This is a genomic window from Pseudomonas sp. XP2 (assembly GCF_053557975.1).
In genome coordinates this window covers 117,043-130,498 of the sequence record NZ_JBNRIK010000007.1, presented here as the reverse complement: position 1 = coordinate 130,498, position 13,456 = coordinate 117,043, and the positions used below count along the sequence as shown (strand labels likewise).

General features: G+C 61.9%; 11 protein-coding genes. 9 read left to right on the top strand and 2 right to left on the bottom strand.

The genetic code is table 11. The annotated features are described in order from the left end of the window. Window positions 1-47: 47 nt before the first annotated feature. Window positions 48-488, bottom strand: coding sequence for a GlcG/HbpS family heme-binding protein (locus tag ACK1VC_RS10685; RefSeq protein ID WP_016488372.1), 441 nt, complete (start codon window positions 486-488; stop codon window positions 48-50). A 257-nt stretch (window positions 489-745) separates the two neighbouring features. On the opposite strand from ACK1VC_RS10685, the gene gcl reads away from it, so the two are divergent. The 6 genes from gcl (at window position 746) to ACK1VC_RS10655 (ending at window position 8,319) form a co-directional block, all read left to right on the top strand. Beyond that, window positions 746-2,521: a glyoxylate carboligase gene (gene gcl, locus ACK1VC_RS10680; RefSeq protein WP_016488373.1), complete on the top strand. Its 1,776-nt coding sequence runs from the start codon at window positions 746-748 to the stop codon at window positions 2,519-2,521. Window positions 2,522-2,575: 54 nt separating this feature from the next. Next, the gene (gene hyi, locus ACK1VC_RS10675; RefSeq protein ID WP_016488374.1) at window positions 2,576-3,400 is read left to right on the top strand and encodes a hydroxypyruvate isomerase; all 825 of its coding nucleotides are present in this window, start codon (window positions 2,576-2,578) and stop codon (window positions 3,398-3,400) included. 89 nt (window positions 3,401-3,489) lie between these two features. Then, window positions 3,490-4,383 carry a 2-hydroxy-3-oxopropionate reductase gene (locus ACK1VC_RS10670; RefSeq protein ID WP_016488375.1) on the top strand — a complete coding sequence of 298 codons (894 nt, stop codon included), beginning with the start codon at window positions 3,490-3,492 and terminating at the stop codon, window positions 4,381-4,383. A gap of 178 nt (window positions 4,384-4,561) precedes the next feature. Beyond that, on the top strand, window positions 4,562-5,836 hold the full coding sequence (locus ACK1VC_RS10665) for a glycerate kinase type-2 family protein (protein ID WP_024717675.1): 1,275 nt from the start codon (window positions 4,562-4,564) through the stop codon (window positions 5,834-5,836). Then, window positions 5,833-7,248 carry a pyruvate kinase gene (gene pyk / locus ACK1VC_RS10660; protein WP_060519360.1) on the top strand — a complete coding sequence of 472 codons (1,416 nt, stop codon included), beginning with the start codon at window positions 5,833-5,835 and terminating at the stop codon, window positions 7,246-7,248. The genes ACK1VC_RS10665 and pyk overlap by 4 nt, the downstream gene beginning before the upstream one ends. Window positions 7,249-7,443: 195 nt before the next feature. Beyond that, the gene (locus ACK1VC_RS10655) at window positions 7,444-8,319 is read left to right on the top strand and encodes an urea transporter (RefSeq protein WP_016488378.1); all 876 of its coding nucleotides are present in this window, start codon (window positions 7,444-7,446) and stop codon (window positions 8,317-8,319) included. Here the strand turns inward: ACK1VC_RS10655 and ACK1VC_RS10650 are convergent. Next, window positions 8,304-9,062: an RHS repeat-associated core domain-containing protein gene (locus tag ACK1VC_RS10650; protein ID WP_095116907.1), complete on the bottom strand. Its 759-nt coding sequence runs from the start codon at window positions 9,060-9,062 to the stop codon at window positions 8,304-8,306. The two genes, ACK1VC_RS10655 and ACK1VC_RS10650, sit on opposite strands and share 16 nt — an antisense overlap. A 145-nt stretch (window positions 9,063-9,207) precedes the next feature. On the opposite strand from ACK1VC_RS10650, the gene ACK1VC_RS10645 reads away from it, so the two are divergent. The 3 genes from ACK1VC_RS10645 (at window position 9,208) to ACK1VC_RS10635 (ending at window position 13,443) form a co-directional block, all read left to right on the top strand. Next, window positions 9,208-10,029, top strand: coding sequence for an ion transporter (locus ACK1VC_RS10645; protein ID WP_095116905.1), 822 nt, complete (start codon window positions 9,208-9,210; stop codon window positions 10,027-10,029). 217 nt (window positions 10,030-10,246) lie between these two features. After that, the gene (locus ACK1VC_RS10640; RefSeq protein WP_016488380.1) at window positions 10,247-11,245 is read left to right on the top strand and encodes a sulfate ABC transporter substrate-binding protein; all 999 of its coding nucleotides are present in this window, start codon (window positions 10,247-10,249) and stop codon (window positions 11,243-11,245) included. Window positions 11,246-11,418: 173 nt separating this feature from the next. Then, entirely contained in the window at window positions 11,419-13,443 is a 2,025-nt protein-coding gene (locus ACK1VC_RS10635; RefSeq protein WP_191086840.1) for a mechanosensitive ion channel family protein, read from the top strand. Window positions 13,444-13,456: the final 13 nt, after the last annotated feature.

The window sequence follows — 13,456 nt, the reverse complement described above, 5'->3', positions numbered from 1 at the left end:
GGGGGTGGGGGCTCCCCGGCGCTGTGGCCAGATCAGGCCACAGCGATTTAGGCTGCTACACCCGCATCCGCCTTCATACCCACCTCCTCGATTGCACTGATTGCACACTGCTCGTCGATATCCGACGTATCGCCGCTGATCCCTACCGCACCCAGCACCTTGCCGTCCTGATCACGGATCAGCACGCCCCCCGGCGCCGGCACCACCGGCCGCTCGCCCATCCCGTTCAATGCGGCAAAAAACGCCGGCCGTTGCTGCGCATCCAGCGCCAGCAAGCGCGATCCCTTGCCCAGGGCAATCGCCCCCCAGGCTTTGCCAGTGGCCACCTCAGGCCGGATCAGGCTGGCGCCGTCCTCACGCTGAAGCGCCAGCAGGTGCCCGCCGGCATCCAGCACCGCCACGGTCAGTGGCGCGGCATTGATCTTGCGGCCCGCCGCCAGTGCGGCGTTCACCAGGCTGACAGCGACTTTCAGGTTCAAGACGTTCATGGAAAGGTCCTCTTCTTGTTGTGAGAAGCCCTGAGGGCAGTTGAAAACCGATAGGGCAAATAGAACACAACGAAAGGCATTTTTGTATACAATATTTTGAAACGATCGTATGCGATGGCGCAAATAGCCGTTTTCACGGCCGCTCTGACGAATCCTGGCCCACCCGATGAAAACCCATTGACCTGAGCCGCCAGCCGTGAATACACTCTATCGCAAAGCAAGTTGTATACAATTACAAAATCGATGAGGCACAACCCATGAGCAAAATGAGAGCAATCGATGCAGCCGTTCTGGTCATGCGCCGTGAAGGTGTAGATACCGCGTTCGGCATCCCAGGGGCTGCCATCAACCCGTTGTACTCGGCCCTGAAGAAAGTCGGTGGCATCGATCACGTCCTCGCTCGCCACGTCGAAGGTGCCTCGCACATGGCCGAGGGCTACACCCGTGCCAACCCGGGCAACATCGGCGTGTGCATCGGCACTTCCGGGCCAGCCGGCACCGACATGGTCACCGGCCTGTACAGCGCCTCGGCCGACTCCATCCCGATCCTCTGCATCACCGGCCAGGCCCCGCGTGCACGCCTGCACAAAGAAGACTTCCAGGCCGTCGACATCACCAGCATCGTCAAGCCGGTGACCAAGTGGGCAACCACCGTTCTGGAGCCAGGCCAGGTGCCTTACGCCTTCCAGAAGGCCTTCTATGAAATGCGCACCGGCCGCCCAGGCCCGGTACTGATCGACCTGCCGTTCGACGTGCAGATGGCCGAAATCGAATTCGACATCGACGCCTACGAGCCGCTGGCCGTCAACAAGCCGTCCGCCACTCGCGTACAGGCTGAAAAAGCCCTGGCCCTGCTCAACGACGCCGAGCGTCCGCTGCTGGTAGCCGGTGGCGGCATCATCAACGCCGATGCCAGCGACAAGCTGGTCGAGTTCGCCGAACTGACCGGCGTACCGGTAATCCCGACCCTGATGGGCTGGGGCACCATCCCGGACGACCACGCACAAATGGTCGGCATGGTCGGGCTGCAAACTTCGCACCGCTACGGCAACGCCACCCTGCTCAAATCCGACCTGGTGTTCGGTATCGGTAACCGCTGGGCCAACCGCCACACCGGCTCCGTCGATGTCTACACCGAAGGCCGCAAGTTCGTGCACGTCGACATCGAACCGACCCAGATCGGCCGCGTATTCACCCCGGACCTGGGTATCGTGTCCGACGCCGGCAAGGCCCTGGACGTGTTCCTGGAAGTGGCCCGCGAGTGGAAAGCCGCTGGCAAACTGAAAGACCGTGCTGCCTGGCTGGAAGACTGCCAGCAGCGCAAAGCCAGCCTGCAACGCAAGACCCACTTCGACAACGTGCCGGTCAAGCCGCAGCGCGTGTACGAAGAGATGAACCAGGTATTCGGCAAGGACACCACCTACGTCAGCACCATCGGCCTGTCGCAGATTGCCGGCGCGCAGTTCCTGCACGTTTACAAGCCACGCCACTGGATCAACTGCGGCCAGGCCGGCCCGCTGGGCTGGACCATTCCTGCCGCACTGGGTGTAGTAAAAGCAGACCCGAAACGCAAGGTGGTCGCGCTGTCGGGTGACTACGACTTCCAGTTCATGATCGAAGAACTGGCAGTTGGCGCGCAGTTCAACCTGCCGTACGTCCACGTACTGGTAAACAACGCCTACCTGGGTCTGATCCGTCAGGCGCAGCGTGGCTTCGACATGGATTACTGTGTACAACTGGCGTTCGAGAACATCAACTCGACCGACGCCGCCACCTACGGTGTCGACCACGTTGCAGTGGTCGAAGGCCTGGGCTGCAAGGCCATTCGCGTATTCGAGCCGGCTGAGATCGCCCCTGCCCTGCTCAAGGCACAGAAGATGGCCGAAGAGTTCCGCGTGCCGGTCGTGGTCGAAGTGATCCTCGAGCGCGTGACCAACATTTCCATGGGCACCGAGATCAACGCGGTCAACGAGTTCGAAGACCTGGCGCTGGTCGGCAACGACGCGCCAACCGCCATCTCGATGCTGGACTGATCGCCTGACGCCCCCAGGCACGCCCTGGGGGCCTTCAACGCAAGGAGACAACTCATGCCTCGCTTCGCTGCCAACCTGTCCATGCTGTTCACCGAACAGGACTTCCTGGCCCGCTTCAAGGCTGCCGCCGATGCTGGTTTCAGCGGCGTCGAATACCTGTTCCCGTATGACTTCAGCGCTGCCGACATCAAGCAGCAGCTAGAAGCCAACGGCCTGACCCAGGTGCTGTTCAACCTGCCTGCTGGCGACTGGGCCAAGGGTGAGCGCGGTATCACCTGCCACCCCGACCGCATCGAAGAGTTCCGTGCCGGTGTCGACAAGGCCATCGAGTACGCCAAGGTGCTGGGCAATACCCAGGTCAACGCCCTGGCCGGCATTCGCCCACAAGGCCCGGACTGCGCCACCGTGCGCAAGACCTTCGTGGAGAACCTGCGCTACGCCGCCGACAAGCTCAAGGCTGCCGGTATTCGTCTGGTCATGGAAATGATCAACACCCGCGACATCCCGGGCTTCTACCTGAACACCACCCAGCAGGCGCTGGAAATCCAGGCTGAAGTGGGCAGTGACAACCTGTTCCTGCAGTACGACATCTACCACATGCAGATCATGGAAGGTGACCTGGCTCGCACCATGGAAACCAACCTGCAGCTGATCAACCACATTCAGCTGGCCGACAACCCGGGCCGTCACGAGCCTGGTACTGGCGAAATCAACTACCGCTTCTTGTTCGAGCACCTGGACCGCATTGGCTACCAGGGCTGGGTGGGCGCGGAGTACAAGCCCAAGACCACCACCGAAGCGGGCCTGGGCTGGCTGAAAACCCATGTGGGAGCGGGCTTGTCCCGCGAAAGCGCCCGCAAAGACACCTCCATTGCCTGACCGATCACATTCGTGGGGCAAGCCCGCTCCCACAGGGTTTTGTGGCAGCCCCGCAGTCAGGTATCAACAAATATAAGAGGCACATTATCATGGCTAAAATCGGTTTCATCGGCACCGGCATCATGGGCAAGCCCATGGCCCAAAACCTGCAAAAAGCAGGTCACAGCCTGTTCGTTTCCACCCACCACGACGCCGCGCCAGCCGACCTGATCGCCGCCGGTGCAGTGGCCCTGGCCAACCCGAAAGAAGTTGCCCAGGAAGCCGAATTCATCATCGTCATGGTGCCGGACACCCCGCAGGTGGAAGCCGTACTGTTCGGTGAAAACGGCGTTGCCGAAGGCGTGGGCCCGAACAAGGTCGTGATCGACATGAGCTCGATCTCGCCTACCGCCACCAAAGCGTTCGCCGAAAAAATCAAGGCAACCGGCGCAGCCTACCTGGACGCCCCGGTGTCCGGTGGTGAAGTCGGCGCCAAGGCCGCGACCCTGAGCATCATGGTCGGTGGCTGCCCGAAAGCCTTCGAGCGCACCCTGCCGCTGTTCGAAGCCATGGGCAAGAACATCACCCGCGTGGGTGGTAACGGTGACGGCCAGACCGCCAAGGTTGCCAACCAGATCATCGTTGCCCTGAACATCCAGGCCGTGGCCGAAGCCCTGCTGTTTGCCGCCAAGAACGGCGCCGACCCGGCCAAGGTGCGTGAAGCACTGATGGGCGGCTTTGCTTCGTCGAAAATCCTCGAAGTGCACGCAGAGCGCATGATCAAAGGCACCTTCGACCCAGGCTTCCGCATCAACCTGCACCAGAAAGACCTGAACCTTGCCCTGCAAGGCGCCAAGGAACTGGGCATCAACCTGCCCAACACCTCCAATGCCCAGCAAGTGTTCAACACCTGCCAGGCCCTGGGTGGCGGTAACTGGGACCACTCGGCGCTGATCAAAGGCCTGGAGCACATGGCCAACTTCTCGATCCGCGGCGACAAGTAAGTTGTAGACCGTACCGGCCTCTTCGCGGCGGTTCGGCGCGAAGAAGCCAACACCGCTGAACCTGCGACCACAGGTTCAGCGGGAGCACCGAGCAACACCCGCCCCTGGTTCGGCCTGCACGGAGGCAGTTCCAGGGGCGTTTTTGGTTTTGCAGAACAACAATAACTGGGAGCCTGCCATGTCGGTCGATCCGCAAAAAATTCTCCGCGAGCTGTTCGACACAGCCATCGCTGCCGCCCACCCCCGCCAAGTCCTCGAACCCTACCTGCCCGCCGACCGTAGCGGCCGGGTCATCGTCATCGGCGCCGGCAAGGCCGCAGCCGCCATGGCCGAAGTGGTCGAGAAAAGCTGGCAGGGCGAAGTTTCCGGCCTGGTCGTGACCCGTTACGGCCACGGCGCCAACTGCCAGAAGATCGAGGTGGTCGAAGCCGCCCACCCGGTCCCCGACGCCGCCGGCCTGGCGGTAGCCAAGCGCGTGCTGGAGCTGGTCAGCAACCTCAATGAAGACGACCGCGTCATCTTCCTGCTGTCTGGCGGTGGTTCCGCCCTGCTGGCACTGCCGGCCGAGGGCCTTACCCTGGCCGACAAGCAACAGATCAACAAGGCACTGCTCAAATCCGGCGCCACCATCGGCGAGATGAACTGCGTGCGCAAGCACCTCTCGGCGATCAAGGGCGGCCGCCTGGCCAAGGCCTGCTGGCCGGCCACGGTCTACACCTATGCCATTTCCGATGTACCGGGCGACCTTGCCACCGTGATCGCCTCTGGCCCCACCGTGGCCGACCCGAGCACGTCGGCTGACGCCCTGGCTATTTTGAAACGCTACAACATCGAAGCGCCCAAAGCAGTCATCGACTGGCTGAACAACCCGGCTTCGGAAACCGTCAAGGCCGATGACCCGGCCCTGGCTCGCAGCCACTTCCAGCTGATTGCCAAACCCCAGCAATCGCTCGAAGCCGCTGCGGTAAAAGCCCGACAGGCAGGTTTCAGCCCGCTGATCCTCGGCGACCTGGAAGGCGAATCACGCGAGGTGGCCAAGGTGCACGCCGGTATCGCCCGGCAGATCGTCCAGCATGGCCAGCCACTGAAGGCACCCTGCGTGATCCTGTCAGGCGGCGAAACCACTGTGACCGTACGCGGCAATGGCCGTGGCGGGCGCAACGCCGAGTTCCTGCTCAGCCTCACTGAAAGCCTGAAAGGCCTCGCGGGCGTATACGCCTTGGCCGGCGACACCGACGGCATCGATGGCTCGGAAGAAAACGCCGGTGCCTTCATGACCCCAGGCAGCTACGCCCGCGCCGAGGCCCTGGGCCTGTCGGCCAGCGACGAGCTGGACAACAACAACGGCTATGGCTATTTCGCCGCGCTGGATGCGCTGATCGTCACCGAACCGACCCGCACCAACGTCAACGACTTCCGCGCCATCCTGATCCTCGAGACTGCCCAATCATGACGCCTGATAAAAAAGTAAAGATCCTCGCCACCCTCGGCCCTGCGATCAACGGCATCGACGACATCCGCCAACTGGTCGAAGCCGGGGTGAACATCTTCCGCCTCAACTTCAGCCACGGCGAACACGCTGACCACGCCCTGCGTTACCAGTGGATCCGCGAAGTGGAGCAGCAACTGAACTACCCGCTGGGTATCCTCATGGACCTGCAGGGGCCGAAGCTGCGCGTGGGCCGCTTCGCTGAAGGCAAGGTGCAGCTGCAACGCGGCCAGGCCCTGCGCCTGGACCTGGACAAGACCCCGGGCGACAGCCGTCGGGTCAACCTGCCACACCCTGAAATCATCGCAGCCCTTGAGCCCGGCATGGACCTTTTGCTGGACGACGGCAAGCTGCGCCTGCGCGTCACCGCCAAGCACAACGACGCCATCGACACTGAAGTGCTGAACGGTGGCGAGTTGTCCGACCGCAAGGGCGTCAACGTACCGCAAGCAGTACTCGACCTGTCCCCGCTCACCGAAAAGGACCGCCGCGACCTGGCCTTTGGCCTGGAACTGGGCGTGGACTGGGTGGCCCTGTCGTTTGTACAGCGCCCTGAGGACATCGTTGAAGCCCGCCAGCTGATTGGCGACCGTGCCTACCTGATGGCCAAGATCGAGAAGCCGTCGGCAGTCGAACAACTGCAAGCCATCGCCGAACTGTCAGACGCAATCATGGTGGCCCGCGGTGACCTTGGCGTGGAAGTGCCGGCCGAAAGCGTGCCGCAAATCCAGAAGCGCATCATCAGCACCTGCCGCCAGCTGGGCAAACCGGTGGTGGTGGCCACGCAGATGCTCGAGTCCATGCGTTTCTCCCCAGCGCCGACCCGGGCCGAAGTCACCGACGTGGCCAACGCCGTGGCCGAAGGTGCCGATGCGGTCATGTTGTCGGCTGAGACTGCCTCGGGTGACTACCCGTTGGAGGCCGTGCAGATGATGAGCAAGATCATACGCCAGGTGGAAAACGGCCCGGACTACCAGGCCCAGCTCGACGTTGGCCGGCCAAAAGCCGAGGCCACCGTGTCGGACGCCATCAGCTGCGCCATCCGCCGCATCAGCGGCATCCTGCCGGTGGCGGTGCTGGTCAACTACAGCGAGTCAGGCGCCTCGACCCTGCGCGCTGCACGCGAGCGGCCACGGGCACCGATCCTCAACCTGACACCGAACCTGAACACCGCGCGCCGCCTCAGCGTGGCCTGGGGCGTGCATTCGGTGGTCAACGACCGCCTGCGTCAGGTGGACGAAGTGGTTTCCACCGCCCTGGAGATTGCCCAGGCGCAAGGCATGGCCAGCCGTGGCGACACGCTGCTGATCACTGCCGGTGTGCCTTTCGGCAAGCCAGGCTCGACTAACACGCTGCGGATCGAGACTTTGATCTGATCCAAAGGCCCTTTCGCGGGGCAAGCCCGCTCCCACAAGTACGCCGCTGTCCCAAGGAAAGCGCTTTACCTGTGGGAGCGGGCCTGCCCCGCGAATGGAGGGCAAAGCCCTCCCCTTGCACCACGACAACAAACCTGCGGAAAAACGAGGCCCAAAGAGGCCCACCGCTCCCCCATCAACCTCACTGACTGCCCCATGTACACCAAAAATTTCGTCAACCCGTGCCCTGACTGGGCCACGGCGTTACTCAACGGCTTCAGCCAGGTGCTGCTGCTGCGCAACCCCCTGTGCGGCCTGTGCTGCCTGCTGGCCATCCTGCTGACCGCGCCCGACCTGGTCGGCGGCGCCCTGCTCGGCGCCCTGGCCGGCCTGCTCACCGCCCAGGCCCGCGGCTACGACCGCGCCGACCGCCAGGCCGGGCTGTACTGCTACAACGGCGTGCTGATCGGCATCCTGATCAGCGCCGTGTTGCCCTGGTCGGTCATGCTGCCGCCGCTGATCATCGCTGCCGGCGGGCTGTCCAGCATCATTACCCACCAGTGGCGCAAGCGCGGCGGCAAACTGCTGATCGCCTACACCGCGCCGTTTGTGCTGCTGGGCTGGGCCACCCTGCTGATCACCAGCCCCGCCCCCAGCGGCTTCGTCGAAGCCGACCCGCTGCAGGCCCTGGCGCGTGGTGTGGGTCAGATCTTCCTGCTCGACCAGCCCTGGGCCGGCTTGCTGATCATTGTCGGCATGTTCATTGCCAACCCCTATGCGGCAATGTGGGCTGTGATCGGCTCGGCCATCGGTGGCGGTGTGGCGCTGCTCGCCGATCAGGCGCAAGGTGCCTGGTTGGGGCTATACGGTTTCAACGCAGCCTTGGCGGCACTGGCCTTCAGCAGACAAGGTGAAAAGCCGTGGGTGACGCTGCTGGCGATTGCCCTGGCCTTGCTGCTGCAACCGCTATTCAAGCTGCTGCCGGTTCCTGGCCTGACCGCGCCCTTTGTCGCCGCCTGTTGGCTGATGCATGTAGCGGGTCACCTAGGTCACAGGACACAGAAAGACAGCTCACATCAATTACCGAACTGACTGGGGGCTGCAGATATCCACTCCGTCTCTGACGGCTGCCTAATGGGGGCTGGATCGGGTGCCGAGGACATCCTCTTTGGTAGGCCCCGGGGCGGAAGTGGGGGCGGTGGCGAGGGCGGAGGTAGAGGATGAAGAGGCTTCGGAAGACGGCGTAGCGCTAGCTGCTCATCGATCTTCCTCTGCAGCGCTAGATTCTGTTCTTGAAGGCGAGCATTGTCCGCTTGAGATCGCTCCAACTGTTTCCGAGTAGCGCCCAGACCAGCAACCTTCGCCACCGTAAACCGTCCATCCTTCCCTTTGGAAATCTCGTATCCAGCATTACCAATACCCAAGCTGTAAGCTTCAGAGCTGTTCTCGAAATATTTCTTCACTCCTGGTTTGAAAGTGCTCGGTATGCCTAAGCGCTTAAACTCAGCAGTTAGCCCAGTTTTCATACTTTTCATCTGACCTGACGGGTCAGAGCTGTTTATCGGATCACCCTCACAATAACAGTAAGCATTCAGCCCACCCTGCCCAAAAGGGCTTAAACCATCCGGGCTGTGAAAGCGCATAAAAATGGGGCTATAAAATCGGTGGCCATTGCCCAGCGCATAGGCTTGCAAGGTACCATCGTGCCTTTCGCCATTGAAACCTACTGAAGGAATCGGCCAATTCAGTGAATACCCATAAGCTGTGTATGACCGTATCCACTTCGCCTGACCACCCTCGACAGCGATTTGCTCGGGTAACTGTCCATTGTTCATTTCATACTCGCCTCATGCCCCCTGACCCTAAGCTATTCTGGTCCAGCCAATCCGATCCGGAAAACTAGCAATTTTAACAGCTCATTCGTTGCAGCCTTGGGCAAAGACCCTCTAGGCTTGCTGCTTCGTTTTCGGAACACAACCCATGCCCCCTCCGCTATCCCTGCGCGAACGCCTCTACATCATGGTCTTCCAGACCGACACCGTAGCCGGTCGCCGCTTCGACAAAATCCTCTTGTTGATCATCCTGGCCAGCTTGGTCACTGTCATCCTCGACAGCATTGACGAAGTGCACCAGGGCTACTCCGGCGTGCTGGCGGCCATCGAATGGGGCTTTACTGCCGTTTTCCTGGCCGAGTACATCACCCGCCTGTACTGCTCGCCCAAGCCCTTGCGCTATGCCTTCAGTTTTTATGGCCTGGTCGACCTGCTGGCGATCGTCCCCGGGATCATCGCCCTGTACTACAGCGACGCCCAGTACCTGCTGATCATCCGGGTCATCCGCATGCTGCGGATCTTCCGCGTGCTCAAGCTCAGCCCGTACCTCAAGCAGGCCAACTACCTGATGGAGGCGCTGCGCGGTAGCAAGCAGAAGATCATCGTGTTCCTGGTCAGCGTATCGACCCTGGTAACGGTGTTCGGCACGCTGATGTATGTGATCGAAGGCCCGGAACATGGGTTTACCAGCATCCCCAAAGGCATCTACTGGGCCATCGTCACCCTCACCACCGTGGGCTTTGGCGATATCGTGCCAAAGACGCCGCTTGGGCAGGTGCTGTCGTCGCTGGTGATGATTACCGGTTACTCGATCATTGCTGTGCCGACCGGCATCTTTACCGCCGAACTGGCCAATGCCATGCGCGGGGAGCAGTTGCAGCATGATTGCCCGACGTGTCACAAGAAGACGCATGAGCATGGGGCGGCGTTCTGTTCCCGGTGTGGGAATGGGCTGTTTCCCAAACAATGATGCTGCCTGTACTGGCCCTTTCGCGGGCACGCCCGCTCCCACAGATACCATGCAATTTTCAGGTTTGTGGTGGTCCTGTGGGAGCGGGCGAGCCCGCGAAGAGGCCGGGACTGGCAACGGCATAACCAAAGTGTTTTTTGTTCTTTATCCCGCTTCAAGCCACCCGCTATAGTCGCTGGCACTCTGCCCCAAAACCCTTCAAGAACAAGGAAGCAACGTGAAAAAACTCTTCACCGCCTCGCTGCTCGCCGCAGGCCTGGCCCTGGGCAACCTCGCCCAGGCCGCCCCCACCCTGCTGAACGTTTCCTACGACGTGATGCGCGACTTCTACAAGGACTACAACCCGGCCTTCCAGAAGCACTGGGAAGCCGAGCACAAAGAGAAGGTCAACGTGCAAATGTCCTTCGGCGGCTCGAGCAAACAGGCGCGTGCGGTAATCGATGGCCTGCCAGCCGATGTCATCACCATGAACATGGCCACCGATATCAACGCCTTGGTCGACAATGGCAAGCTGGTGCCGGATAACTGGGTCACCCGCCTGCCGAACAACAGCGCGCCGTTCACCTCGGCCACTGTGTTCATCGTGCGCAAGGGCAACCCAAAAGCCCTGAAAGACTGGCCCGACCTGCTCAAGGACGGCGTGCAGGTGATCGTGCCCAACCCGAAAACGTCGGGTAACGGCCGCTACACCTACTTGTCGGCCTGGGGCTATGTGCTCAAGCAAGGCGGCGACGAGGCCAAAGCCCGTGATTTCGTTGGCAAGTTGTTCAAACAAGCGCCAGTGCTGGACACCGGTGGCCGTGCCGCCACCACCACCTTCATGACCAACCAGATTGGTGATGTGCTGGTCACCTTCGAGAACGAAGCCGAAATGATCGCCCGCGAGTTTGGCCGCGACCAGTTCGAAGTGGTCTACCCAAGCGTGTCGGCCGAAGCCGAGCCACCTGTCACTGTGGTCGACAAGGTCGTGGCGAAGAAAGGTACCCAGGCTGTGGCCGAGGAATACCTGAAGTACCTGTGGTCGCCAGCAGCCCAGGAGATCGCCGCCACCAACTACCTGCGCCCGCGTGATGCGACGGTACTGGCCAAGTACACCGACCGCTTCCCCAAAGTGGAATTCCTGTCGGTGGAGAAGACCTTCGGTGACTGGCGCACCGTGCAGAAGACCCACTTCAACGATGGTGGCGTGTTCGACCAGATCTATACCGGCCAGTAATTGATGCAGGCAGGTACTGCACAATGCCCGCAGCGTGTGCAGTACCTGTAGGAGCTGGCTTGCCGGCGATAGGGCCAGTTGCTTTGACACACTTCTTCGAACTTTCTTCATCAACCGACAATCAGTTCCTTGAGTAACCCTGCCCCGCTCACCCCGGCCCAAGGAGTACTCCAGTGCTGCGCTTTCTCTCAACCCTGCTGCTCGGCTGCCTGCTGAGCGCCCACCTGCTTGCCGCTGACCCCGCCCCCACCGAAGAACAACCCGCCGAACCCGCACCGGTCTTGCAAGGCGGCCTGCTGGGCGCCCTGGCCGACGGCCTGGACAGCGCCGCACAGGAACTCGACCTTGATGCCCATCTGGTTGATGCCTGGCGCCTGCGCACCGACCGCGCCGCCAAGGAAGTCGAGCGCCTGGTTGACCGGCACTCGGCCGACGACTCGCTGCATCTGATCGGCAACTTCATCCTGCTTACCCTGACTTGGGCCGCCAGCTTCGCCGCATTCACCAGCCTCGGCCGGTGGGTCGCCAACCGCGCTTCAGGCAAGCCCTGGCTACGCGAACGCAAGCGCGCCAGCAGCCTGCTCGGCTACTTGCTGCCCTATACCCTGCCGGCATTGGCCAGCTTACCGCTGACACTGTACGCCAGCCGCTTTCTCGACCCGTCGGTAGCGCGCGCACTGGGCCTGAGCCTGGCCTACGCCACCAGCAGCGGCCTGTTCTCGACCTCGATCATCCTGTGCCTAGTGACCCTGTTCGACGCCGGCCACAAACGCGCCGCTGTGGCGGTAATCAAACGCCTGGCCCCCCGCCCGCTGTTCATGATCGGCTTTCTCGCTGCCTGGAGCGATGCCCTGACCAGCCCACAGATTGCCCGCCAGCTTGGCGGCAACATCACCGCCAGCGTCGCCGTGGCCACCGGCCTGATTGCCACCTTCATCTTCGCCAGCCTGGTGGTCCGCCTGCGCCGCCCGGTCGCGCACCTGATCCGCAACCGCGCCTTCAAGGACCGCGTGCAGCATCGCGCGGTGCAGGAAACCCTGCGGATCTTTTCGGTGCTGTGGTATTTGCCGATCCTGCTGATGATCTTGGTGTCGGCCATTCACCTGATCGGCGCCGGCGAAGAAAGCCAGAAAGCATTGCAGAAGGCCTTGCTGACCACAGTGCTACTGGTCTCCACGGTGTTTGTCAGCACACTATTGCAACACCTGCTGGCACCGCGCGACGCAGATGCCGGGCAACGGGTACGGCCCTACAGGGAACTGCTGCGCAGCCTGGCCCACGCGCTGCTGCGCATCGCCATGGCAGTGGCCTTCATCGAACTGCTGGGGCGCATCTGGGGCGTTTCGGTGATCGGCTTTGCGCTAAGCAACAGCCTCGGCCAGGCCATCAGCAATTCGCTGTCGAGTATCGGCCTGATCCTGCTGGTCACCTGGCTGCTGTGGGTGGTGCTCGATACTGCCATTCAGGAAGCGCTCAAGCCTGCGGTGGGGCGGCGCGCATCGCGCCAGCCGAGTACCCGGGTACGGACCATCCTGCCGATGCTGCGCAACGCCATCAAGGTCATCCTCATCGTCATCTGCACCATCACCACCATGGCCAACCTGGGGATCAACGTCGCGCCTCTGCTCGCCGGTGCGGGGGTGATCGGCCTGGCCATCGGCTTCGGCTCGCAGCAACTGGTGCAGGATGTGATTACCGGGTTGTTCATTCTGATCGAGGACACCATTTCCATCGGCGATTGGGTCGTGCTTGACTCCGGCCATGCCGGTACCGTCGAGAGCCTGACGATCCGTACGTTGCGCCTGCGCGATGGCAAAGGCTTTGTGCACTCGGTGCCGTTCGGTCAGATCAAGGCGGTTACCAACCAGTCGCGGCAGTTCGCCTATGCGTTTTTCTCGGTGCAGTTCACCTACGACAGTGATGTGGATGCGTCACTGGCACTTATCCATGAAGTGGGCAAGTCGATCAGCGAAGACCCGCTGCTACGCATCAACCTGCAAGGGCCGCTGCAGGTGTTCGGGGTGGACCGCATGGACCTGAACGGGTTTGTGCTGACGGCGCAGTTCCGCACCATTTCCGGCGGGCAATATGCGGTGAGCCGAGCGTTCAACGAGCGGCTGAAGAAGCGGGTGGACCAGACCGACAACGTCAGCTTTGCCCAGGTGTACCCGCTGCCGCTGCAGGCCCTGGGGGCTTGATGCTGTCAGCACT

Excerpts from the sequence above, each read along its gene's own strand:
- ACK1VC_RS10655 (WP_016488378.1), top strand. The coding sequence starts at position 7,444 with ATGTACACCAAAAATTTCGTCAACCCGTGCCCTGACTGGGCCACGGCG.
- ACK1VC_RS10650 (WP_095116907.1), bottom strand. The coding sequence starts at position 9,062 with ATGAACAATGGACAGTTACCCGAGCAAATCGCTGTCGAGGGTGGTCAG.
- hyi (WP_016488374.1), top strand. The coding sequence starts at position 2,576 with ATGCCTCGCTTCGCTGCCAACCTGTCCATGCTGTTCACCGAACAGGAC.
- pyk (WP_060519360.1), top strand. The coding sequence starts at position 5,833 with ATGACGCCTGATAAAAAAGTAAAGATCCTCGCCACCCTCGGCCCTGCG.
- ACK1VC_RS10645 (WP_095116905.1), top strand. The coding sequence starts at position 9,208 with ATGCCCCCTCCGCTATCCCTGCGCGAACGCCTCTACATCATGGTCTTC.
- ACK1VC_RS10665 (WP_024717675.1), top strand. The coding sequence starts at position 4,562 with ATGTCGGTCGATCCGCAAAAAATTCTCCGCGAGCTGTTCGACACAGCC.
- ACK1VC_RS10670 (WP_016488375.1), top strand. The coding sequence starts at position 3,490 with ATGGCTAAAATCGGTTTCATCGGCACCGGCATCATGGGCAAGCCCATG.
- gcl (WP_016488373.1), top strand. The coding sequence starts at position 746 with ATGAGCAAAATGAGAGCAATCGATGCAGCCGTTCTGGTCATGCGCCGT.
- ACK1VC_RS10685 (WP_016488372.1), bottom strand. The coding sequence starts at position 488 with ATGAACGTCTTGAACCTGAAAGTCGCTGTCAGCCTGGTGAACGCCGCA.